Source organism: Streptomyces curacoi, assembly GCF_001513975.1.
GTDB lineage: Bacteria > Actinomycetota > Actinomycetes > Streptomycetales > Streptomycetaceae > Streptomyces > Streptomyces curacoi.
In genome coordinates, this window is sequence record NZ_KQ948002.1 from 1 (window position 1) to 23,280 (window position 23,280).

General features: G+C 69.7%; 19 protein-coding genes and 2 pseudogenes. 9 read left to right on the plus strand and 12 right to left on the minus strand.

Annotated elements, in window-relative coordinates:
• The first annotated feature begins 439 nt into the window (after positions 1-439).
• Positions 440-1,171 (plus strand): hypothetical protein, encoded by a 732-nt coding sequence (locus tag AQI70_RS36410; RefSeq protein WP_062156734.1) that lies wholly within the window; start codon positions 440-442, stop codon positions 1,169-1,171.
• Positions 1,172-1,727: 556 nt separating this feature from the next.
• On the opposite strand, the pseudogene AQI70_RS41020 reads toward AQI70_RS36410, so the two are convergent.
• Positions 1,728-2,127: pseudogene (locus tag AQI70_RS41020) on the minus strand (PHP domain-containing protein); the annotation flags it as partial.
• A gap of 286 nt (positions 2,128-2,413) precedes the next feature.
• Positions 2,414-2,866 carry a hypothetical protein gene (locus AQI70_RS36420; protein WP_244181985.1) on the minus strand — a complete coding sequence of 151 codons (453 nt, stop codon included), beginning with the start codon at positions 2,864-2,866 and terminating at the stop codon, positions 2,414-2,416.
• Positions 2,867-3,224: 358 nt separating this feature from the next.
• Between AQI70_RS36420 and AQI70_RS36425 the strand changes: the two genes are divergently transcribed.
• Entirely contained in the window at positions 3,225-3,404 is a 180-nt protein-coding gene (locus AQI70_RS36425; protein WP_062156736.1) for a hypothetical protein, read from the plus strand.
• Between the two features lie 466 nt (positions 3,405-3,870).
• On the opposite strand, the gene tpg is transcribed toward AQI70_RS36425, so the two are convergent.
• Positions 3,871-4,428 (minus strand): telomere-protecting terminal protein Tpg, encoded by a 558-nt coding sequence (gene tpg / locus AQI70_RS36430; protein ID WP_062156737.1) that lies wholly within the window; start codon positions 4,426-4,428, stop codon positions 3,871-3,873.
• Between the two features lie 9 nt (positions 4,429-4,437).
• A complete protein-coding gene (gene tap, locus AQI70_RS36435) occupies positions 4,438-6,669 on the minus strand; it encodes a telomere-associated protein Tap (RefSeq protein ID WP_062156738.1) in 2,232 nt (743 codons plus the stop codon).
• Between the two features lie 648 nt (positions 6,670-7,317).
• Between tap and AQI70_RS36440 the strand changes: the two genes are divergently transcribed.
• Together AQI70_RS36440 and AQI70_RS36445 are read left to right on the plus strand one after the other, a co-directional pair.
• Positions 7,318-7,896: a hypothetical protein gene (locus AQI70_RS36440; protein ID WP_159042768.1), complete on the plus strand. Its 579-nt coding sequence runs from the start codon at positions 7,318-7,320 to the stop codon at positions 7,894-7,896.
• A gap of 286 nt (positions 7,897-8,182) precedes the next feature.
• Positions 8,183-8,566, plus strand: coding sequence for a VOC family protein (locus AQI70_RS36445; protein ID WP_062156740.1), 384 nt, complete (start codon positions 8,183-8,185; stop codon positions 8,564-8,566).
• A 120-nt stretch (positions 8,567-8,686) separates the two neighbouring features.
• On the opposite strand, the gene AQI70_RS36450 is transcribed toward AQI70_RS36445, so the two are convergent.
• The 6 genes from AQI70_RS36450 to AQI70_RS36475 are packed head-to-tail and all read right to left on the minus strand — an operon-like array spanning position 8,687 to position 15,217.
• Complete coding sequence (locus AQI70_RS36450; RefSeq protein ID WP_062156741.1) at positions 8,687-9,466, minus strand: SDR family oxidoreductase; 780 nt, start codon at positions 9,464-9,466, stop codon at positions 8,687-8,689.
• Positions 9,459-10,697, minus strand: coding sequence for an MFS transporter (locus tag AQI70_RS36455; protein WP_062156742.1), 1,239 nt, complete (start codon positions 10,695-10,697; stop codon positions 9,459-9,461). Before AQI70_RS36455 ends, AQI70_RS36450 begins: the two co-directional genes overlap by 8 nt.
• Positions 10,697-12,418 carry a thiamine pyrophosphate-binding protein gene (locus AQI70_RS36460; RefSeq protein ID WP_062156743.1) on the minus strand — a complete coding sequence of 574 codons (1,722 nt, stop codon included), beginning with the start codon at positions 12,416-12,418 and terminating at the stop codon, positions 10,697-10,699. Before AQI70_RS36460 ends, AQI70_RS36455 begins: the two co-directional genes overlap by 1 nt.
• Positions 12,418-13,242: a phytanoyl-CoA dioxygenase family protein gene (locus AQI70_RS36465; RefSeq protein ID WP_062156744.1), complete on the minus strand. Its 825-nt coding sequence runs from the start codon at positions 13,240-13,242 to the stop codon at positions 12,418-12,420. The genes AQI70_RS36460 and AQI70_RS36465 overlap by 1 nt, the downstream gene beginning before the upstream one ends.
• Positions 13,243-13,271: 29 nt before the next feature.
• Positions 13,272-14,147, minus strand: a complete 876-nt coding sequence (locus tag AQI70_RS36470; protein ID WP_062156745.1) for a fumarylacetoacetate hydrolase family protein — start codon at positions 14,145-14,147, stop codon at positions 13,272-13,274.
• 35 nt (positions 14,148-14,182) lie between these two features.
• Complete coding sequence (locus AQI70_RS36475) at positions 14,183-15,217, minus strand: beta/alpha barrel domain-containing protein (protein WP_062156746.1); 1,035 nt, start codon at positions 15,215-15,217, stop codon at positions 14,183-14,185.
• A 762-nt stretch (positions 15,218-15,979) separates the two neighbouring features.
• Between AQI70_RS36475 and AQI70_RS36480 the strand changes: the two genes are divergently transcribed.
• From AQI70_RS36480 to AQI70_RS36490, 3 genes are all read left to right on the plus strand, one after another.
• Positions 15,980-16,750 (plus strand): DUF4328 domain-containing protein, encoded by a 771-nt coding sequence (locus AQI70_RS36480; protein ID WP_107117165.1) that lies wholly within the window; start codon positions 15,980-15,982, stop codon positions 16,748-16,750.
• Between the two features lie 109 nt (positions 16,751-16,859).
• Positions 16,860-17,369 (plus strand): MarR family winged helix-turn-helix transcriptional regulator, encoded by a 510-nt coding sequence (locus tag AQI70_RS36485; protein ID WP_062156747.1) that lies wholly within the window; start codon positions 16,860-16,862, stop codon positions 17,367-17,369.
• Positions 17,366-18,628: a multidrug effflux MFS transporter gene (locus AQI70_RS36490; RefSeq protein ID WP_244181986.1), complete on the plus strand. Its 1,263-nt coding sequence runs from the start codon at positions 17,366-17,368 to the stop codon at positions 18,626-18,628. The genes AQI70_RS36485 and AQI70_RS36490 overlap by 4 nt, the downstream gene beginning before the upstream one ends.
• Before the next feature lie 55 nt (positions 18,629-18,683).
• Here the strand turns inward: AQI70_RS36490 and AQI70_RS36495 are convergent, their stop codons facing one another.
• Entirely contained in the window at positions 18,684-20,399 is a 1,716-nt protein-coding gene (locus tag AQI70_RS36495; protein ID WP_062156749.1) for an acyltransferase, read from the minus strand.
• Between the two features lie 169 nt (positions 20,400-20,568).
• On the opposite strand from AQI70_RS36495, the gene AQI70_RS36500 reads away from it, so the two are divergent.
• On the plus strand, positions 20,569-21,408 hold the full coding sequence (locus AQI70_RS36500; protein ID WP_062156750.1) for an alpha/beta hydrolase: 840 nt from the start codon (positions 20,569-20,571) through the stop codon (positions 21,406-21,408).
• A 12-nt stretch (positions 21,409-21,420) separates the two neighbouring features.
• Positions 21,421-22,254, plus strand: coding sequence for a MerR family transcriptional regulator (locus tag AQI70_RS36505; protein WP_062156751.1), 834 nt, complete (start codon positions 21,421-21,423; stop codon positions 22,252-22,254).
• Positions 22,255-22,288: 34 nt separating this feature from the next.
• Here the strand turns inward: AQI70_RS36505 and AQI70_RS36510 are convergent.
• Positions 22,289-23,280, minus strand: a pseudogene (locus AQI70_RS36510) (hypothetical protein); the annotation flags it as partial.

A 23,280-nucleotide genomic window follows, 5' to 3' on the forward strand; every position in this document is an offset into this window, starting at 1 on the left:
ATTCTGTCAGGGCCTCTTAGCCCATGTCCCGTCGCCTGCCCGCCCCAAATCGCGGCGATATGGATAGCCTCACTTTCGGGGCGACGCACAACCAAGTCTCTCGAAGTCGGCCGTCCGGCTGCCCGGGACCGGCGCAGATGCGCGGGACGTCGGCTCTTTCGTCCCTCTCGCTGCCGGCGGTCGATGTGGGGACGGGGGCCCGCACCGATGCTGATGCGGGCCGTCATCTCCGGTTCACCACTGACCGCGTGTCCGGAACAGACGGTGCCGTACGAGCCCGTCCTCTCAGTCCGCTGGCCTCCCTCATTCTCCGCGCGATGGAGGAGGACGAGGTGCCGGCGGTCCAGGACCGTCAGCCTCGCCCGGGCGGTGTAGGGCCGCGCCACCAGTGGCTACCCGGTGGGCAGTTGTTCGCCGTGGCTGCATAGGATCATCGGCCATGACCCACAGCAGGCTGGGCGAGCTCATCGCCATCGGCTTGATCGACCGCCTCGACGCACGTGACAGGCTGCTCCTGGAGCGCCGCGCGCGTCTCAAGTCCGCCGGCGAGGAGCCGTTTCCTCTCGATCCTGGCGGCTGGTGGTATGCGGTGCCCGGTGCTGCGTACGAAGGGCTATTCGAGGCGCTCGGTCTGCACGACCGCTTCCCGGTCACGCTGGAGGAGGGCGCCGCCGTGGAGGACCTGCCGTTTCGCAAGGGTGCGCTCCCCACCTTCGTCACGCCTGAACTGGACGGATGGCGGCTGATCTTCGGCAACCTTGTCGATCTGGTGGGCCTCGAGTGGGATGAGTGGATGGGTGCGGTGGAACGGCTGAGCGCCTATTGTGGCGAGGCGCAGATGTTCTACGAGGACTCGGCGGCGGGTTCCGACGTCTGGGTGGTCGCCCACCAGGGCCGTATCCGTCGGCGATACGCAGCAGAAAGCAGCCCGGAGTGGACCGGCGATCCGCTCCCTGAGGAAGAACTCCGCATTGGCGAAACCGACTTCAACCCTCAGGCCGACGGCGCTTTCCCGAATGAGGACATGGCGGGCGTGAGTCTTGCCTGTGGTCGGCTGTCCGTCGATCCCCACCACATCGGCCCCACAACTCCTATGCGTGACCACGGCTGGCTCGCGCTCTGCCAACCGGGCATCGGCCATAAAGACCTGAACAGTCTCGTGCGCCGGTGAGGGTGCATGCCAGGCTGCAGTCACGGCACCGTACGACTGTGCGAGCCAGCCCTGTCCGACCTCACCGGGACTCGCCCACCACATAACTGACCGCCGGACCTTCGTTGACAGCCCAACAGCGCGTAAACCAAGTTCGACGGCTACCGGTCATTCATCTTCACCCCATGCCCGCCCCTGGGCCGGTACCGATCCTCACCGCCAAAATCCGCGTCGACGCAGACGGTCGCTACGCCGGCGCGGAGAGGCCGGTCGTAGCAGCCCGCCAGCCGCAGGCCACGTATTGCGTGACCGCTCAGTCCGGGGTCCGGGCGCGCTGCCGCATCGACTCGCGCTCCTGGCTTCGGCAGGAGCCCCGGCGGCGTGCGAAGCTCTCCCCAGCGAGGCCCCCAGCGGGCATCAGTGATGCGGTACCTCCCGGCCGTCCGGGCCGTCGCCGGGACCAGGCGGGCGAGCTCGGCGAGCAGAGCCGCGTGGGCGAGCAGCGGCGGCGGCAGGAGGCCGGCTCACCTCGCGGGCGGCCGGGGGCCTCCAGGACCTTGCCGCGGCGCGGGGCCGGCTGCTGGTCGGTCAAGCCCACGGTCCTCGCCACCAGACGCAGCGATCCCGGCCCGGTGCCCTGGCGCCCGAGCCACACTCCCCGCCACGGCACGAGGAGCTGCTCGGCTTTGTCCGGGCGCCCGGCCGACAGAGCCGCATCGGTTCGGAGGCCGGCCCGAGCATCACCACCAGGTCCCGGTCGGCGAACTCGTGCAGCACGGGCGGGCATGGCTGCGCGATGGTGACGGCGGCTCGCACGGGGCGACGGCGACGTCCACGCCGAAGGCAGGGTGGATTCCGGTGGCCGCGGCGGCGGTGGCGGTGGTGAACCGGACGGTTCCGGCGACGGTGTCGCGGTCGGTCAGCGCGAGCGTTGTCATCCCGCGCTCGACGGCGCGCTGGACGAGGGCGCCGGGCAGCGCGGCGCCGTAGCGGGCCGAACAGGCGAAGGCCACATGCAGATGGGTGAAACCACCACCCGCACCTCCAGTCCCCCAAGCACCCCGCCAGACCTGTGCCTCTTGGTCACGCACGCCCAGCCGGCGTGCGGTGGGCGCCTACCTGCGGTCGCCGAGTCACCCATGCACCAGCTGTGCAGCACGTGGCCAGCGTTCCGCCTGAGCCGGATCCGGCCGGAATGTACATGGAGGACTCCCGGCGCCCTGGGCTGTTCGTTGCGCATTCGCGCGGCAAGGCGCTCCGCGGTCAGCCCAACGATGCACCGAACAGCCCGGCTCGCGCCTGCGCTTCCGTCAACTGCACTGTCCCTCGGTGAGATACCTCTACCTTGTAGAAGCCCCTGCCTGTCGGCACGCCACCGACGGACACACTGAACCGGCAGGTGCCACCCTCCCGCGTCGAGTCGCCGAGATAGCCAGTAGCGACCACCGTCCCCGCCGCGTCGTACACCGTGACCGCCGTACCCTCAAAGATGTCGTCATAGCCATCCCCGCCCTTACACCCACCAGCGTCATCGCCGACGACCCCGTCAGTCAGCTCGAACGTCCCGGTCAGGGTGAACGTGGCAGGCGGCCGGGGCGTGACACGGGTAGGGGTCACAGGGGTCTCTTTCACCGTCTGCCCGGTGTCAGCCGTAATGGCCCAAACGGCACCGACCGTGCCAGCTCCGATGACAACGCCGACGAGAGCCGCGACCACCGGATGTACACGCCTTGGTCTCGCCTCGCCCGGGCGCGGCGGAGGCGGTTCGGCAGGTGGTGGCGGATGGTCCGTAGTCATAACCGCCCAGTGCGTTCCTTAGCCGACCCGTGGCATTCCTGCCACTCATAACCTCAGCGTGCGCCTACCCAGACAGCTCCGCATCCGCGGGCTCAGCCACGCTGGGGGGAGTCGCGGATTCCACGGCCCATGTGGCCAACTGTCACTGAGTAAAGTCGCCAACTGGATCATCATCCTGAGTTCCGCTGAATGACTTCGACGGCGACCTGGGCGTCGGCTCCAGGGTCGTACTTGCACGTGCGTGCGGATCTGCGGGCGCTGCGGAGTCGACGCGGCCGTGGATCTGGCGTACAAGGCCATCGCGGATGACACCGTCCGCATCAAGGCCCGTGGTGATCAGGACGAGGTAGCGGCGGACCCGCTGGCAGCGCAGGCCGCCGAGCTGGAGTGGCAGATCAACATGCGGCTCGGCCTCGCAATCGGCAAGCTCCCTGACCCACCTGCTGGAAGCCACTGACCGCCCAGCGCTATTGGGGAGCGCCAATACGGACTTCTTGGCGGAATGTCGGTCGTATATGCCCCCAGGGGCTCCGCGTGCGCCGTGTGTGTGTCGTCGGCGTGACGACGATGAGATGGATCTTGGCGGTCAGCGGCTGCCGCCAGCGTGGTGGCTGGCGCCTTCGCCAGCCGCCGCTCTTGTTGCCGGTGAGGCGGCGGGTCATCGCGTGATGGATGCTCACGTGATGAGCGACTCGCTGACTGTGGCAGCCTCTCGTGGTCCCGGCAGTGCCGACGGCCCGCATGATCCACGACAACGAGCGCTCGACGACCCGGCGGCGGGGCGGGGCGTGCCGCACAGCCAGACACCGTGACCGCGGCCGCCCGTGCGGCCCTGGACCCGGCGTCGCGTGCATGATCAACCGGCCGTCGCGGAACTGCGGGCCCCGGGCCGATGCGGTTCGGGGCGCGCGGCGTTCAAGGGGTTACAGGTCGAACTCGATGTGCTCGATGTCCGTGAAGCGGACCTCTTCCAGGCTTCCGGCTCGTCGGCCGCCGTCCTGGAAGTAGACCTCCTTGAGCCCTTCTGCGGCGATCTCCTGCAGACGCTGGTCGGTGGCGCCCTGCTGCTGGGCGTCGAAGAGGCGGGCGGCGTACTGCGGCGGCAGTGCGACCGTGAGGTGGCGGAGGCGGGCGTCGTCGGTCGTGCCGATCGGGGCGGTGTAGCCGATCCGGGCGCGGGTGTCGATGACGATGCCGTCGGTGGTCGCCGCGCGCTGCTTGGCCTTGGCCCGGATCTGTGGCTGCCACCGCTTCTTCACCTCGGCCTCCAGGCGTGCGGCGAGGTCCGGGCGGGGCTTTTTGATCTGGTCTTTCACATAGCGCTCGACGGTGCGCTGGGAGATGCGCAGCATCTGGGCAACCGGCTTGGTGCCCTTGAGCTGTTTGACCAGGTACCGCATCTGCGCGGGCGCGCTCTTGGGGATCGGGCGCGTGAACGCCTTCTGCACCGCCTGGTCCAAGCCGTCCCCGAACAAGGTCATCGCCCTCTCCTACTCTCCGCTGCCGACGTCGGTGACCTCGCCGGTCTTGATGTACCGGGCGAGGTTGAGCTCGGGGGCGTTGAACTGGTCGCGTACGCCCTCGCCCCACAGCACGGTCTGGGTGCCCTCGTGCTTGACCATCCCGGGCGATACGCCGAGCCTCCAGCCGCCCGGCAGGGGCTTGCCGTCCCGGTAGGGCAGGAAGTCCAGCGGGCTCGGTCCGTCGGCGGCGTACACGGCACAGTCCGAGAGGATCGCGACCGGGTACTGACCGGTGAACGCCGCATGCTTGACGATCTTGCGGTGCATGTTGATGCGTGTGCGGGAGATGACCGCGGCGCGGATGTCGGGGCGCCACGTCGGCCGGTTCAGGGCCGGCCACGGCTGTCCGGGCTTCCAGCCGCCACCCCGCGCACGCTCGCGCAGTTTGCCGATGCCGCCCTTGACCGTCGCCTTGATCGCGGACACCACGATCGCCAGCTGCGGGTCGCGGTCCCTGTAGCCGTCCATCGCGGCCAGGAACTCCTCCGGGCTCGCGTCGGCGTGCACGCCGAGGTCGGCCATCGTGGCGATGTACGCGTCACGCAGCCGGGTGTACCAGGCGTCCAGGTAGCGGCCGTTGTCGTAGCGCACCCACGCCTCGATCGGCGCGACGTCGTAGCCGAGCTCCACCGCGTAGGCGACGGTGGGCGTCGCGTACCAGGCAGGTCCGGCCGGCCGCTCGCCGGACGGCGTGAACGGGCTGGGCAGCAGGCTGCCGTCCAGCCGCGCCCACTCCTTGCCGATCTTCGCGCGGGACAGATCGACGTGGGAGAGGTCGACCAGCCAGGAGCCGGGGAGCTTCGGGTCGAACGCCGGGTTCTTCACGTGCGTCGGCGCGCCGAGGCCGACGGTCAGGCCGTTGGCGCCGGCGGCGAAGGCCATGTTGACGTCGATGCCGACCAGGTACCGCTTCGTGCATTCGTCGTCGGTGAGCGGCCGCGCCCAGTCGTAGGCCTCCTCGAACAGCTTCTCCGCCGGGCCGCGGACGTGGAAGCGGGGCAGGTCGGCGAGCAGCGGATGCCCGTCGGGGGCCTCGCACGGCGCGCAGTCGACCGGGTCCTTCCCCAGCGAGCCGGGGTTGTGTTCGCTGTGCCGCTTACCGCTCTCGTCGGGCTCGGAGGCGCGGGTCGGCGGGTGCAGCGCGGTCATCAGCTCCAGGCCGGTCACGGCGGTCGACCCGCGCGGGGTCATCACCCGGGACGCGTACGTGCCGAGCAGCTGGGCGAGTTCAGCCGGCGGAAGGTGTGCGGCGCCGTCCCAGTGGCGGGTGTCGAGCGCGTGCCACGACGGGATGCACAGTTGCACGCAGGAGCGCTCCGAACCGTGCGCCGGGCGGTAGATCCGCGCCCACGGCCCGAACCCCCGCCTCGTGAGCTTCCAGTCCGCGCGGGCCAGTTGCTTGATGACCTTGTGGCCCTCCGGCAGCCGTCCGGTCAGGCGCTCTTCGTCGGTGAGGGCGGCCGGCAGACCGTAGCGTTCGCACGCGGCCTCGGTGAGTACGAGCAGCGGGTCGGCGTCCTTGCCGGGCCCGGACAGCTTCGGCTGCCCGAGCCCGGCCTCCTTCAGAGTCCAGTCGACCAGGGACGGCAGCGACTTCGCGGGCACATCCAGGATCAGGCCGCCGACGCAGTACGCCAGCACCTGGCCGTCGTCGTCGATGTCGACGACCGCGAGCGGGCCGTTCGCCATGCGCGGGTCGGTACCGGGCGGGGTGTTCGCCGGGGCGGCCTTCCTCGCGCCCGGTCGGCGCGACGTCGCCGACGGCCTGACGGTGCGCGCCGGACGCGACGCGGCAGCGGCGTTGGTGGTGGGGCGGGGCTGGGGGTCCTCGGCGGTGGTTGTGGTGGGAGCCTCGGGCGCCGGGGCTGTGGGCGCACTCCCTGCTTCTGCGGGGGCGGGCGTGCCGGTGAACGTCTCCGGCACCGCCGTGTCCTGCGCGGCCGCGGAGCTGTTGGGGGAGGTGGGGTAGAGCTCTGCGAGTTTGTTTAGCAGCCGTGCGTACGCGTCCCGCTCCGGCGGGCGCGGCTCCGTCTTCCCGGACTCCCAGGCGCTCACCGTCGCGCGGCGCACGCCCAGGGCTTCGGCCACCTCGTCCGCTGTCAGGCCGTGGGCCTTCCGCAGCCGCCTGCGCTCCTCGGGCGGCGGCAGCGAGGCGCGGGATGCGACCAGCGCGTCGACCCGGTCGAACAGCTCGGACATGACAGGACCTCCTTGTGGCCAACCTACCTCACCGACCGAACGAATTGCGCACGTTGGGCGTACGCATCGCGTACTTTCCGCGTGACACTGCCATGCTCATGCTCGGAGCGGGGAGGCGAAGCACGCGATGGCGGAGGCCCTTCGAGCCTGCTACGTGACACTGAACACCGCTTCTTTGGACTATCACTCCGAGCTGAACAGCTTCTGGCACGCGCTCAGGGCTGGTCGCGTCACGGACGACCTGAGGCCACGCCTGGACGGCCTAAGTGCAGAGAAGTTGCGTGCGCATGAGCCGGACAGCAGATGCCCAGCCCGCGGCCAGCGCCTTGGTGCCGGCCGCGACAGCCGCGCCGCAGACCGCCAGGCTTCCGCCGAACGCTCCATCGGTTGCCAACTCGCCGTCGGTTGCCAACTCGGCGATCTCCGCAGCGCACGTTGCCGCCGTGGCAGGCATCCGTCGCCCAGAGCGATGACCACCGCGGCGAGGATCACCGCGGCCGCCACGCCGGTGCGATGGCGGGTGGCCAGCAGACCGCTGACATTCGTCACTTTCCTTCACCCCGAACTCGCCGGAGTCTGGGGGAAGCAGTGACAGGACAACACATCCGGGGGGTGCCCGTGACAGCGATAGAACGGGTGACGGGGACCGTGACCCACAGGCCAACCAGCGGCGGGGTCATGCATATCTGGGCCCGATCGCTGGCAGCGGTACTGGTGCGGCGCCGGCCACTGCCGGGGCTGCGGCACTCGGCAGGGCTGCGGCAACTGGTGCTGCCCCTGGTGGTGATGGAGATCGTCATGGCCTTTGTGCTGTCCTCGATGCTGCCGCCTGCGGCTCGGCCGGCGCATGCAGGGCTGGAGGCGTTGCTGGTACTGGCTGGGCTCGGACTGGTGGCCGCGACACTGCGGCATCCGCATGAGGTGAACGCGCAACGGGTGGTCCTGCGGACCGGATTCCTCGGAGACGTGACGTTGCCTCGCTCGGCGGTCCGCTCCGCGTCATCGGTGGTCCGCACCGTCCCGGGCAGGGGCCCCAGGCCCGTGCCCGGTGAACCGGGAGCGGTCGCCTGCTCAGTGGACAGCTCGCTGAACGCCGTCCTGCACCTGGACCCACCGGTCCGCCTCGACCTCGGCGCAGCCGGGCTGGTGGACGCGGTGTCCGTGTATGCCTCAGCGGACTCCCTGCCCGCACTCTCGGCAGCCCTGCGAACCACCCCGCCCCGCTGAGCAATTGTCTTCCGTCGTCATCTGTTGAGCAGCTCACGCGCGATCGTCCGGGGGGGCTTGAGCTGCGGGCGGACCAGCACCGCTGGTGAGAAGGCCCTTCCGCCCGTCGGCGGACGAGCACCGGGCACCGGGCACCGGGCATCCGGCACCGTCGTCTTCCAGCGCCGGCACCACCAGACGCCACACGTTCTCATCGCACCCGGGCCCCTGCGCCGGCACCATCCGCGTGGACGCCGAGTGCCTGACCGCCGATCGACTCCCGGGTGGTCTACGTACACTGACGCACATGGCATGCCGCATCAGTGAGCTCGTCCTCGACTGCGCCGACCCCGAACGGCTCGCCGCATTCTGGAGCGAGGTCCTCGGCTACGTCGAGCTCGGCCGGGAAGACGACGGAAGCATCCATATCGGGCCGCCCGACACCGGTTTCGGCGGCGCCCAACCCACCCTCGTCCTCAGCCCCAGCAGCGCCCCCCGGACCGGGAAACTCCCCCTGCACATCGACGTCAACGCCACCGACCGCGACCAGGACGCCGAGCTGGAGCGGCTGCTCGCTCTCGGCGCCAAGCCCGCCGACGTCGGCCAGACCGGCACCGAGAGCTGGCACGTCCTGGCCGACCCCGAGGGCAACGAGTTCTGCCTCCTGCACACCCGGCTCAAGCCCCTCTGACCGCGCGGAGTTGGTCGTAGTGGGCCGTCGGCATCGCAGTGGCGGCGCCGGCCGCCCCGTTCGCCGCGACGCAGCCCTCGCCATGCGCCACAGGCGGCAGCACGACGAGGGCAGTCCCCCTCACAGAGAAGAGATCATCCCTCCGTCGCACCGGAACGCGGAGCCGGTCAGGTAGTCCGCCCGGTCCGAGCACAGGAAGGCCGCCAGTTCCCCGACCTGTTCCGGGGTTCCGTACCGGCCCGTGGGAACGCGTTGCTCCGCCTCCTCGCGGATCTGTTCGGGGGTGAGGCCCCGGGCTGCCGCGCGTGCCGTGTCGACCGCCCGTACCCGTGGGGTGTCGATGCGGCCGGGGACGACCGAGTTGACGGTGATGCCGTCGGCGGCGAGGGCGTTGGCCAGCAGCTTGAGGTACGCGTGTACGGCCGACCGCACGACCGAGGAGACCGCGAGCTCGTCCAGCGGCGTGATCACGGAGCTGGAGGAGACGTAGAGCAGACGGCCCCACCGCTGCCTGCGCATGCCCTCCACGACGCTGTCGACGACCTGCTGGAGTGAGAGGAACATCGTGCGGTAGGCCTCGGTGAAGGCCTCCGGTGATGCCTCGGTGACGGGGCCGGGCCGGTACCCGGGGCCGTTGAGGATCACGATGTCGAAGTCGGCGTCGCCGTCGCGGGCTCCGAGGCCGTCCCGGATCGTTTCGGGGCGGCCCAGGTCGAGGCCGATGCCGCGGACGTCGGCGGCGGGCAGATCGGTGATGAGGTGCTGGGCGGTGCGGCGGGCGCGCTCCGGGTCGCGGCTCGCCACCGTCACCCGCACCCCGTCTGCAGCGAGGCGGCGGGCGATGCCGAGGCCGATGCCGGAGGTGGCGCCGAGGACCAGGGCCGTTCTGCGCTCAGTCATGGGCCTTCTCCCGTCGGGCGGCGACGACCGTGACGGTGAACAGCACCACCAGGGCGGCGGCGAAGCCGAGGAAGATCAGCACGATGTTGCGGAATCCGGCGATGAACACGCTGTCGAAGACCACCAGCAGGACACCGGTGAAGAACATCTTGATGGCGCCCTGGAGCGCGCTGGCGGCCCCGCGGGCCGTCTCCACCCCGGTCATGCTCAGCGTGAGGGTCAGCGGGGCCATCACCCCGCAGGTGAAGCCGAGCAGCACCGAGAACACTCCGATCAGCACCAGACTGCCGTCGAGGTCCGCACACGCGGCGGCTACGAAGATCAGCGCGTAGGCGGCCAGGCCGGCGGCGTAGGTCTGCTTCGCCGGCCCCCGCGCCCAGCTGTTGAAGAACGAGCCGGCGATGATGGAGACCGAGTACAGGATGTAGAAGAGGCTGTTGCCCACGGGGCTGACGCCGAGGGCGTCGAAGGCGAACGGCGCCGTCGCGTAGTAGGCGATGGTGAAGGCGAAGATCAGCGCCGAGGCCAGGCTGTACGAGGTGAAGCCGACGTTCGCGAGCAGGGAGCGGTAGGCCCCGGTCCGGCCCGGGCGCCCGGCCGTGCGGGCCGGTGCCGGGTGGGTCTCCGGCATCCAGAACGCCACCATCAGCAGGCCCAGCACCACTGCGACGGCGAACAGCAGGAACTGCGCGTGCCAGCCGAAGTGGACGCCGATGAAACTGCCGACCAGGGGGGCCAGCGAGGGAGAGAGCTGGCTGGCCATCGAGAAGTACGAGAACGCCTTGCGCAGCTTGTCGCCCGGTTGCAGGGTGTCGACGATCAGCGCACGGGAGATCACCGTGCACGAGGCGGTCCCCAGCGCGGTCAGCACCCGGGAGGCCACCAGCGTGCCGACGTCGTGGGCGAGATGGCCGAGGACGAGTCCCACCGCGGCCACGCCCAGTCCGCTGATCAGCGCGATCCTGCGGCCCCGGGCGTCGGAGAGACTGCCGTAGAAGAACTGCGCCAGGCCGAGCACGATCATGTAGAACACGATCAGGTTCTTCATGGCGCTCTGGCCGACCGACAGGTCCTTCTGGATCAGCGGCAGGGACGGGTTGAAGAAGTCCACGGCCATCAGGCCGATGACCACGCTGAAGAACGCGAAGAACAGGACCCGGACCTCGGCGGACGTGAACCTGGCGGCCGGCCGCTCCTGCGCGCCCGGCTGCGCCTTGGTGTCGGTGCGCACTACGCCCCACTCCCGCTCTTGGCCTGCTCGAACGCCTTCAGGTTCGCGCGGTAGGTCCGGGCCGGGGTGGCGGCGTCGCGGTCGACGAGGATGTGCAGGACGTGCACGCCGTGGACGTCCTTGATCTTCTGCAGCACGGTGTCCAGTTCGTCGGCGGAGTTCACGCGGAAGCCGTTCGCGCCTACGGCCTCGGCGAACTTCGCCCAGTCGTGTCCGGGGAGCACGCTCAGCTCCGGCAGGTTCTGCTTGTTGTTCATGTAGGTGGCGCCGTAGGAGGAGTTGTCGAAGATCGCGTAGACGATGTTGCGGCCGTAGCGGACGGCTGTCTGGATCTCCATGCCGTTCATCAGGGCGCAGCCGTCGCCCGTGATGACCAGGCAGGGTTCCTCGCGGGCGAAGGAGACCCCGATCGCCGCACCGAACGCCCAGCCCATCACCCCCATCGAGGTGCTGGAGTAGAAACCGGCGTCGACGGCGGTGGTCCAGTAGTGCGTCGCGAAGGACCGGTGGTTGCCGGAGTCGACCACGCACACCCGGTCGGGCAGCCAGGTGTTGAGCATCTGCACGGCACGCGCGGGGTGCAGAGCGTGTGCGGGATCGGCGTCGGGTAGGGGCTCGTGCAGCGGTGTGCGTGCGGCCCGCTCGCGCAGCCGCGCGTTGTCCGAGAACACCGGGCCGGCTTCCGCGGTCTCGCGCAGGGTGCTCTCCCAGTGCCGCAGGAAGGACTCCTCGTCCCAGACCAGGGTGTCCGAGCCCGGGGCGAAGTTGCCGAGGTCCTCCAGGTCGGACGTCACCTCGATGACGTGCCGCGCGCCGCCGATGGCGGGGTCCCAGCCGTTGGTGTTCCACTGCGAGGGCCGGCAGCCGAGCAGCAGCACGGTCTCGGGGGGCTGCCGCGTGAACAGGTCGATCGCCCGTGGGTTGCCCGAATAGCCGTATACGCCGAGGCTGTTGGGGTGGGTTTCGGTGAACGCTCCCTTGGCGTCCACGGTGCAGCCGACGGGGATCCCGTACACCTCGGACAGCCGGGTCATCAGACGCCGTACGGCCTTGTTGTCGGCGTGCGAGCCCAGCAGGACGGCGACGCTGCCGGAGCGATTGAGGACGGACACCACCCGGTCCAGGTCCCGGCGGTCGCCGATCACCCGCGGCCCGGACAAGGAGCCGGTGGCCAGGGCGGGTTCGCGGGTCTCGGCGAACAGGACGTCCGCGGCGTACGACAGGTACGCCGGCCGCGTCGGCTGCTCGACGAGCTTGCGCAGGGTGCGGTTCCAGTACCGGATCGGGTGCCGGGCGTCGCGTACCTGGAGCGCGGAGCTGGTCACCGGGGTCAGCATGGCCGCGATGTCGAGGCCCGTCGGCGTCACGTCCTGGAGTGCGTCGTGGGCGTCGAAGCCTGTGGGTACATGGCCTGACAGCAGCAGGACGGGCGAGCGGTCGGCCGCCGCGTTGACGAGGCCGCCGACGGCGTTGGCCACGCCCGGCCCGTCCAGGGCGACCACCACGCCGAACGTTTCCGCGGCCCGGGCGTAACCGTCGGCCATCGCCGCGGCCCCGCCCTCGGCCGCGGCGATCACGGGAGCGATCCGTGGGTGGTTCCCTGGTTCGGCGGCGCGGTAGTTCGACATGAACCCGTTGATCATCTTGCCGGGGACCATGAAGAACACCGACACGCCTTCGCTGCCGAGGGAGTCGAGAATCACGCGGGAGACGTCGGGCATCAGACGGCTTCCCATTCGACGAGGTCGGACAGGCCGCGGTAGCCGAGCCGGTCGCCGAAGACGGTCCTGCCGCAGGACTCCTCGATCAGCTCCCGTGTGACGGACGGCAGATCGGCGAAGAAGTTCCTCGCCCGGTGCTGGGTGTAGTCGGAGATGTGCAGCTTCTGGGTGAGCCGGGCCCGCAGGTAGCTCAGGTAGTCCTGCTCGACCGCGTCGCCGACGGAGAAGGTCCACTGCAGGGCTAGGCGCGAGACATCGGTGGTCACCTGCGGGTGGGTGCCGCGGTGGACGCAGCGGTAGTCGAAGATCACGAGGTCGCCCGCCTTGCCGACGACCGTGTCTTCCGGGACGTACTCGTGGTGGGCCACGAGCCCCTCGCGCTGTTCCCGACTGAAAAGGTGACTGAGCGACACGATGTCCACCCCGCCACCCGTGATGGGGTCGTTGTCCTGGAGGAACACGTTGAACATCAGGATCGACGGAAAGTCGCCGGCCTCGTCCACGGGCCGGGAGAGCATGCGGTCGTCGATGTGCCAGCCGACGACCAGCCCTTTGCGCACGGTGAAGTTCGGATACAGCAGCAGTGGTCCGACTTTCGCGTGCAGATCGGCGGCCAGTTCCTCCAGCTCGGCGGAGAAGAACGCGTCCCTGAGTTCCGGGCTTTCCAGGAAGAGACTCGGCGGCATCGTGTCGCCGACCGTGTCGGACAGTATGGTCTCCGATGCCTTTCGCAGGCTCTGGACGGTTTCCGCGTCGAGATATTCCTCGATCACGCAGTAGCCCTTTTTGGCGAGGTCGTCGAAATGCTTGGTCTGGAACACCATGGCTTTTCCTTCCTTGTCGTTCTCGGTGACTAAGCGGCCTCGACGGGGTGTTCGAGAACACCCACTCCGGAGACCTCGGCGCGGACGGTGTCGCCGGGGGCGATCACCGTGGCTCCGGGTGTGCCGGTGGAGATGACGGTGCCGGCCGGGAGCGTGCGGCCCGCCGAGAAGTACTCGACCAGCCGTGCCGGGTCGTACTTCATGGCGTCCACGGTGTTGCGGGCGACGAGGGAGCCGTTGCGGTAGGTGGCGATGGAGACGCCGCCGATGTCCTCGCAGCGCTCCTGGTCCCGCAGCACCAGGCAGGGGCCGATGCTGCAGAAGGTGTCGAAGCCCTTGCTCCACGGGATGTGTCGGGGGTTCTCCCGGATGGCGTCCTCGGCGGTCATGTCCAGGACGACCGTGAATCCGAGGATGTGCTCGAACGCCTTGTCCGCGGGCACGTTCTTGGTGTCCTTGGCCAGTACGATCCCCAGTTCTGCCTCGGCGGTGACGCGCGAGGACTGCCGGGGGATGACGATCGGCGCACCGTTGGGGATCACACAGCTGTAGGGGCGCAGATACGACCCCGGCCCGGCTGTCGGCTGTGCGGTCTCCAGGTCGCTCGCGTGCCGCGCGAAGTTCAGGCCCACTCCCCAGATCTGCGGGACGGAGGTGAGCAGCAGGGTGTCGGCGAGGGAGACCTCGCCGAGGTCGAGGCCGGGGCGGCCGGCGGCCCGGTGCGCGCGGAACCGGTCGACCAGGGCCGGCACGTGCCCGCCCGCGGCCAGCTCGGCGACGTCGGCGGGGAAGGGGTCACCAAAGGCCTCGGCCAGTCGGCGGACCGACGTGCGGTAACCGTCGTGGTCCTCGACGACCACGTCCGGCCGGCCGTCGATCTCGTACGGATGGAGTCTCAGCTTCATCTCCTGCTCTCCTTCTGTTCGTTGTGGTGGGGCCGTCAGGCCGCCGGCAGCAGCGACTTGGCGATGGCCTCGATGTCGGTGCGGGTGAGGTCGCGCTCGTAGGCGTGCGGCTTGACCGCCTCCATCAGGCGGGTGCGGTCGACCGCGTAGGCCTCGACCGCGTCGTCGATGGCCGGGAAGTACTTGGAGTGCAGCCCGTAGAGCGCGCCGAGGACCTGCAGTTCGCGGTCGGTGGCGACGGTCCTGAGCCGGGAGACGCAGTGCTCGCTGGCATGGGCCAGGGCGTCGGTGTGGTAGACGCGCTTGCCGCCCTGCAACTCCAGTACGGCGGCGAGCTGTTCCAGGACGGCGTTGCCGGCGTCACGGCCGAGCCCTGCCAGGGTGCAGTCCACGATCGCCGCGCCGTTGTTGGTGGCCGCCAGGGTGTTGGCGTTGGCCAGGCCGAGGTTGTTGTGGCCGTGGAAGCCGAGCGGGGTGCGCAGCCGGCGGGACGCCTCGGCGAAGAGGCGGGCGGTCTGCTCCGGCAGGAACTGGCCCACCGAGTCCACGAAGTACAGGCCGTCGGGGGCGCACGCCCGCTCGATGTCGAGGCCGATCCGGACCGCCTCGTCCAGGCCGACCAGGTGGGACTTCATGAGGTTGACGAAGACGGTCAGGCCCAGCTCGCGGGCCTGCCGCACATGCGCGTAGGCCTCCTCGTAGGCCAGGATGTCGACGCCTATGCGGGCGAAGGACATGCCGGCGCCGGCCATCCGCCGTACGTCCGCTACGGAGGCGAGGCCCGGCTGGACGAACATGCCCCAGCGGCAGCTCTCGGGCAGGAACCTCGTGGCGAGTTCGCCCCACTGCTCGTCGGAGAGGTTCGTCCCGGCGACGGTGCCGCCGCCTATGCCGAGGCCGTGACCGACCTCGACCCATTCGAGTCCCGCCGCCGCGACGCAGGTCAGGACGGTCTCGACGGTCTGTGCGTCGAAGTGGAAGTCCACGGAGTAGGAGCCGTCGCGCAGGGTGCAGTCCATGAAGGTGTGGCGACCGGGCTGCGGGAGGGAGGGCACGGTGTTCTGGCGCACGGGAATTCTTCCTCTCTGATGGCACGTCATGCGGCATGCGCCGAGGGCAGGCCAACATGCGGAAAACGGAAACGGTGAGCGGACAGACGAAATCGGAAGCGGAAAAGGGAAGCCGGAACCGGGAAACCTGTACCTGCGGCCGTGCCGGAACAGGAGGCGCGCCGAGGATTTCCGCACCGGTTGACGAACGACGCCCGGTCAGGGACCGAAGGGCGAGCCGAGAAACGGAGAGTCCCGTCCTGGTCTATCTCTCCGGAGAAAACGGTGCTCTGCACCGGGAATTACCGTGAGCCGCGCGACGGATGCGCGCGGAACGAGTAAGGACACAGCGTTGGAGGCCGAGGGAAGATAAGTCTCCGACGATGGTCATGGCAGTCTTCCTCCGCTTGTTACGGCTGATGAAGGCGCGGGCTCTCTCACATGAACGCGGGCCGGCTGGGCCCGCCCTCGATGATCACTCAATCAAACCATCCGTGTAGGGAGCAACTACATTCCGTTCCTTTTGTTTGCTCTTTACTCAGGCAACGCATCCGCTTGGGCTGACTCAGAGCCCTGCCGCCCGGGCCCCGGCGGCCGTTCGCGCCCTGGGTCGGCGGTCCCGGCCGAGTTCAGGAAGCCGGAGGCTCAGGGCGCTGGAAAACCGCAGGTGAAACAAGTGGACGTACGGGCGCGGGGAACCGTATGTTCCACATACCGTGCGTGAGGTTCTGGGGAGGACCGTGCGCGGTTCCACTGGATTCGGACACGGGGGGCTACTCCGCCATGCTGTGCACACGATGCCGCCGCTTCGAGGCGGCACCGGACGGGGTCATCTGCGCTCACTGCGCCGCCGCCGGGGCGCCGCTCATGGCGCCGCCGCACGGCCACAACGCCTGGCTGAGCTCACCCGTCGGACTCGGCTGGGCCGTCGTCGTGCTGCTCGGGCTGGTCATCGCCACCGACCTGTTCGCCGTCTGGGCGGACGTCATGTTGTACGACGTGCTGGGCCCTGTCGTGGACGGCGGCATCACCGAGGACGTGGAGCGCAGGGTCGAGCGGGCGGAGTCGCTCTACACGGCGGCCGGTGTCGCGCAGACGGCCGCCCTTCTCTCCACCGCGGTGCTCTTCCTCGTCTGGTTCCACCGGGTGCGGGTCAACGCCGAGGTGTTCGATCCGTTCGGGCACCGCAAGAAGCGGGGCTGGGCCGTGGGCGGCTGGTTCGTGCCGGTCGTGAATCTGTGGTTCCCCCGCCGGATCGCGCTCGACATCTGGGATGCCAGCGGACCCTGGGACGCGCCCCGCCCGCACGGGCTCGTCAACGCCTGGTGGACGGCCTGGGTGATCGGCCTGCTCGCCGGCCGGATGTCCTCCACCACCTACCGCAGAGCCGAGACGGTGGCGGAGATCCGTCAGGCCGTAGGACAGGTGCTGTTCGCGGACGCGGTCGACATCGTCGCCGCCGTTCTCGCCATCCTCTTCGTGCTCGCGCTGACCAGGATGCAGGACGCGAAGGCCCGCAGCGGGCCGGGCGTGTCCGTGCCCGTCGCCGGCTGACGTCGGCTCCGCAGGGGTGACGTTCCTCCTCAGAAGCAAGCTGAAGCTTGGTAATACTTCGACTCATCCTGCTCTTTCACCGGAAGGAACAACGCTCTAGCTTGTCTCCATGCATGTGAGTGACGAGGATCTGCACGCCGCCGAGCAGCTCCGGTGGGGCATCTCACGACTGGCTTCCCGGCTACGCGCGGAGCAACCGGGAAGCGGCCGGCCACTCCCCCGGCTGTCCGCATCGCTCCTGTCCCACCTCAAGCACAGCGGTCCTCTGACGGTCAGTGAACTGGCGTCGATCGAGGGAGTGCAGGCGCAGTCGCTGACCCGGGTACTGAATGATCTTGAGCAGCAGGGCAGGGTGACGCGGACCCGGAGCGCCGCCGACAGGCGTCGTCAGGACATCGCGCTGACCGCGGCGGGCGAGCAGGCGTTGCGCGAGCACGTGCGGGACGGGAACGCCTGGCTGGCGGAGGCACTCGCGCGGCACCTGTCGCCTGCCGAGCGCGGGCTGCTGCGGCTGGCGGGTCAGCTCATGCAGCAGCTGGCGGCCGTGGAGACCGGGTTGCAGGGCCGGGAAGGAGCCGACGCCGGAGCGGCGCCGCGTGGCACGGCCGGGCCCCTGTGAGCGCACGGAGGGTACGGGCGGGGCGCCAGGACTCGTCGGCGAAGGACCGTTTACCGGCGTCGCACGGCCTGCTTCTGGCAGTCCTGGCCGGACTGGGGGCGGCCAGCCCGCTGGCTACGGACATGTATGTGCCCGGGCTGCCGGAGATGGCGCGTTCGCTGGGAACGTCGAGCACCGGAACGCAGCTGACCCTCACGGCGTTCCTGGTGGGCGTCATCGTCGGCCAGCTCGTTCTGGGACCGATGAGCGACATGGTCGGCAGACGGCCCGTACTCCTGCTGGGCACCTCCGCGTTCGCCGTCTTCAGCCTGGGGTGCGCGCTCGCGCCGACGATCGAGACGATGACCGTACTGCGCTTCGGCCAGGGCGTCGCCGGGGCAGCGGGCATCGTGGTGGGACGGGCCGTGGTCGTCGACCTGTTCCACGGCCCCCGACTGTCCCGGGTTTGTGCGGCCCTGTCGGGGATCGGGGCGCTGGGGCCGGTGCTGGCGCCCGTGCTGGGCGGGGCCCTGCTGGCCGCGGCACCGTGGCGGTTCGTGTTCGTCGCGCTGACCCTCGCCGGAGCCGTCCTGACGCTGGGAATCGTGCGGGGCGTGCCGGAGTCGCTCCCCCACGGGCGGCGTACGCAAGGCGGGGTCAGCAGGGTGCTGCGGGCTGCCGGTGCCGTTGCGACGCGGCCTGCCGTGCTGGTGCCGGTGCTGACGATGGGCTGTACGGGGGCAGCCACCTTCGCGTACATCGCCGGGGCGACGTTCGTCCTGCACGACGTGTTGCACCTGTCACCCGCGATGAGCAGCGTCGTCTACGGGGTGAACGCGCTCGGCAACCTGGGCGCCTCACTGCTCTACGGCCGGCTGGCCCGTCGGCACCGCCCGGAGACGCTGACGGTCGTCGGCGCAGCAGCCGGGTTGACCGGCCAGCTGGTCCTGCTGGTCCTCGCCTCGACGGGAAGCAGCGGCCTGTGGGACACATGGCTGTGTCTGCTCGTATCGGTCTCGTCCTTCGGATTCCTCTTCCCGTCCCTGACCACGGTGGGGCAGAGCCGCGGACGGGACGCGCCGGGCGCTACGTCCGCACTGCTTGGAGCGGCACAGTTCGCCTTCGGCGCCGCCGCCGCCCCACTCGTCGGCCTGTTCGGCTCGCGTGATGCCGTCCCCATGGCCCTGGTGATGGGAACCTTCCTGGCGCCGGCGACCGTAGGAGCGATCGTGTGCCTGCGCCAGAACCCGGCCGAGCCGATGAGGGGGAACGGAGCCTAGGCGACGTGACGCGAGGCGAGGGAGAGTACCGGAGGGGGCCGACAACAAGTGCAGGTCAACAGAGCCGGGCGATTGCGGCCCAAGGCCCCGGCTCCGGGCGGTGGACGCCACGTGGCCGGTAGCCCAGCCGCCCCGCCACACCCACGATGTCAGCCAGCAACCAGATGATGGCAAGCCACATTTCCGTGCCCTGCAAGCCTGGATGATGCCCCGGCCCGCCACCCTCGCCGGCCTGCCCGAAACCGAAGCCTGCCCCGGTCTGCCAGCGGTCAAGAATCCGCGGCAGCTGCTGCTCCGCCCAGCTGCGGGCTTCGGCGGCACGGTAGTCGCTGTGCTGCCCGGCGAGCCACAACGGGTGGGCCACATCGAGGACATTGCAGGCGTTCTCACGTCCAGGTGAGAACCAGCGTGGATCGCGGCTGTGGGCCAGCACCGTGTCCACCATGCGCTCCGAGTACGGCACTTGCAGACCGAACTGGGCGAACGAGCCGCGGATGAGCCGGTAGCCACCGTTGACCAGTTGCAGCCGGGCATCGTCGGCGGGGCCGGCCGCGCCCCACAGGCCGGTCGTGGGATCGGTTCGGGTGAGGAGCCAGCCGAACAGTGCCTCCAGTGCGCCTGGCGCGGCCGGAGCGTCGGTCAGCTCCGCGTTCCGGTAGGCAGCGGTTGCCCAGCAGTCCACCCAGGCACCGGCGGTCCACGCCCTCGTCCGCCACGGCAGGGCTTCCAGACGTGCGGTGAGCTGAGCCGCCGTCAGGCGGGCGGCGGCATGAACGGGGTGGGCGAAACGCGCGCCAAGAAGCCCGAGAGCGTAGCCCACCGACAGCACGTGGTACTCGGCGGCGGGATCACCGACCCAACCGTCGGCTGACGGGGCGGGCAGCGCGCCGGGGCTGCCGTCCGGTCCGTATTCGGGGACCAGTCCGGTAGCGGGGTCCTGCAAGGAACGCAGCCGTTCGGCGTGCTCGGTCCCGGACATCTGTGGCGGGGGCGAGCCCAGCAGCAGGTCGGCGATCTCGATGGCGTCGCAGTGCGCGCGCACGGTCGCCCGCGCACCAGGCCGGTCGACGTACCGGCCGGTCTCGGCGTTCCAGCACCGGTCGATGACGGCGGCGGCCTGCTCACGGGCCTGGTCAGCGAATCGGGCCACGGCGTCCGCCAGGCCGGAAGCGCCTGGCGCCCCGGCTCCGGTTGTCCTCCCGGTGCGACGATCACGTACTGGGCGAGCAGGGTTGCCCGCCGTGACCGTCCAGGGCGGAACGTCCTTGGTGACGACGGCTCCGGCTCCGATGACGCAGTGATCGCCGATCGTGACCCCGTCCAGGACGACCACGTTCGAGCCGATCCACACGTCATCGCCGACCGTGATGCCTTTGCTGGTCATTGGCTGGCGGTGTACTGGCCGATCGGGGGCGAAGCCGTGATTGAAGCCCAGGAGGGAACTGTGTGCTCCGATGCGCACGCCGTTGCCGAGCACGACACGCCCCCGGACCGTGGCATAAGGGTTCACCGTGCAGTCGGATCCGGTGGTCAATTCGCCGGTCACATAGGCATGCCCGGCGATATAGCAGTTCGCGCCCATCCGCAGGGTGTCAGGGAAGACGCCTGCCGCCGCGGAGACGAAGCACTGCGGGCCGAAATCCGCGCCCTTGTCGGTCAGACGCTGCTGGCGGCCGGCCTGCGTCATGCGCTGCTCGGGGGTGGCATGGCGTTCGAAGTCCCAGGGGCAGTAGTCGAAGTAGGAGTCGTCGAGGGGAGTTTCTGAACTCACACGACGGAAGTCTAGTAAGCGCTCACATACGCGCGTGGGCAGCGGAAAGCTCGTCAGGGACTTGCCGGAGAGCGGAACAGAGACACAGCCGTACGCCGGGCTGCCGGAACCTTGGAGGTCACCGCGGCAGTTGACCCTGACGCAGGGGCAACCTCGCAGCATGGCGCGCATGACTTCGAAAGCCAATGCGACAGGCAAGAGCGGCAACGGAGCGGTGCGGCACTTCACGGTCCATCACGACGGCGTCGAGATCGCGGTATCCCGCGGCGGCCGGGGACGACCGCTGGTCCTGTGTCCTGGACTGAACTCGACCCAGGCCGACCTGCACGAGCTGGTCGAGCTCCTTCGCCGCGACCACGACGTGGTGACCTTCGACCTCAGGGGCCATGGCCTCGCCTCGGCCGCCGAACGGTACTCCTTCAACGCGTTTCTGAGTGATCTCATAGCCGTGCTCGCGGCACTCGACCTGCCCTCGGCACCCATGCTCGTGGGCTACTCGCTGGGCGCCGATCTGGCCGTGCACTACGCCGCCGAGCGTCCCGACGCCGTCGCCGAACTCGTTCTCATCGACGGGGCGAACCCGCTGCCCGAACCGTTCATCACCGAGGCCGACCTGGCGGAGTTCCGCGCCATGGCGGACGACCTGGCGGCGCGGCAAGCGGCCCAGCGGGCAAAGGGAACCGCGCATCAAGTGTCGCTCACCGCCCAGGACATCCTCGGCCTGAACCTCGAAATCGATGTGGTCCGGTCCGCAATCCTCGACCGGTACCGGAAGATCGATCACCCCGTCCGCATGATCATGTCGGCTTCCATCGCAGGCGACAGCGGCGAAGGCCGTGCGCCACGGCACAACCAGCTCTGGCGGGCGGGTATCGAGCGGCTCGTCCGCGAGCGGCCGTACGTCTCCACGTTCTGGTTCGACACCGACCACCGGTTGGTGTTCACCCACGCCTCGGAAATCGCGGAGATCATTCGGAGCGCACCCCGCAGCCGACAGGCCGACCTCTAGGAGACTGGTCCGATGCTGACCATCGGCGAGCTGGCGTCGTATGCCGGAGTGACGGTGCGCGCGGTCCGGCACTATCACGCCAAGGGGCTGCTGCCGGAGCCCGAGCGAGACCACTCCGGCTATCGGCGGTACGACGCCGGCGCCGTGGTAGAGCTGATCAAGATCCGGACCCTCGCCGAGGCCGGGGTCCCGCTGGGGCGTGTGCGGGAGCTGCTGCAGGCCGACGAGGAGGACTTCGCCGCGGCGATCGCCGACATCGACAAGCGGCTGCGGGCGGAGATCCGGGAGCGGCAGCGGCACCGGGAGCGGATCGCCCGCCTCGCCTCCGGGGACGGTCTGGCGCTGCCCCCGGAGGTGGTCGAGTATCTCGACCGGCTGCGGGCGCTCGGGGTCGACGAGCGGATCGTCCAGGTCGAACGCGACGGCTGGATTCCGCTGGCCGCGCTTTCGCCCGAGCGGATTCCGGAGTGGATGGCACGCAAGCGGGAGCAGATCACCGACCCGCGCTTTGTCGGTTTCTATCGCGTCCTGGGCCAGGCCCTCGACCGCACCGACGACGACCCCCTGCTGGTCGAGCTGGCCGACGAACTGGCCGCCTACCTCACGCAGATGGCCGACGAGCAGGGCGAGGACTACGTCGACGACACCGGCGTCGAACCGCCGTTCGCGAAGCTGATGGACGCTCTGGCGTTCCAGACAGTGCCCCCGGCCGGGCAACTGATCGAGCTGCTGAAGAAGCACGGCTGGACCGGCTGGACCAGACTGGAGCGCGTGGACCCGATGCGCGGTGCTGCCGGAACTCGGCAGGAGAACACCGCGGTGCGGCATTCCCGGTGTGAGCGGTGACGGCAGGTTTCTCGCGCCACCGCCGAGAAGTGCCCTAGCGGTCGGCTCCGTCCTCAGCACGGGCCAGGAGTTCGTCACGTCGGGCGGCCAGCGCCCTCAGCGACTCCTTGGTGAGGTCCGCCAGGGCGACCGGGCACAGCAGCTGCTCCAAGGGGGCCTTGTGCGCGCGGTCCCGTTCGTAGAGAGCGCGTCCTTGGGAGGTGCTCAGCATGATCCCGAGTGCGGCGGTGCCCGGGCTGCTGGGCAAGGCCGGGTGCCGGTCGTGTGCGCACGTCGCGGCGGCGTGGTGCGGCAGTGCTTCCTCCAGCGCCGCGATCAGTTCGTCGAGTACGGAGGTGTTCCGTACGAAGTCGGAGGCGGCGTACCAGGCGACCGCTATGACGACCAGGAGGCGTCCGGGGCGGTCCGCCGGCTTGGCGGACCGCAGCTCTCCCGCCTGACAGGAGATCTCCTCGTCGATGTCCGTGCCCGGTTCCGGGTAGCCGTGCAACAGCGCGGACAGCGAGTCGATGGTGTCCTGGGCTCCCACCGGCAGCCGCGGCGGAACGTCCGCGGCCGAACCGGGTTCGATGATGTCCAGGGCGATCCGGGCGAGTCCGGCGACATTCCGCGGGCAGAGCCACTGCTCACGAGGGTGGTTCTGCTCCCATACGGCGCTCTCGTCGTAGAGGCTGCACAGCTGCTCGGCGAGGTCCTCGTCGTACTCGGCCTCATGCTCCCGGTAGGGGTGTGTCCCGTGCGCGCAGGGCCGGTCGCGCAGGGCGCCGTCGGCAGCCTCCAGTGCCGCTCTGGCCTCCGGCACGACGCCGTCGCCCGGTGCCCAGGCGAGATAGGGGGCCATCATCAGCAGACCGATCGTCCACACGTGGGCCGACTCCCCGCCGGGGTCGGCGGCGAGCCGCGCGGCGCAGTCCAGGACCGTCCGGTCGTACGCGTCGTTGAGCGCGTCGTCGTAGCTCTCGCGGATCTCCTCCCAGGAGCGGGCGAGTTCATCCAGCGGCATGTCGTCGATGATCACCAAGAGAG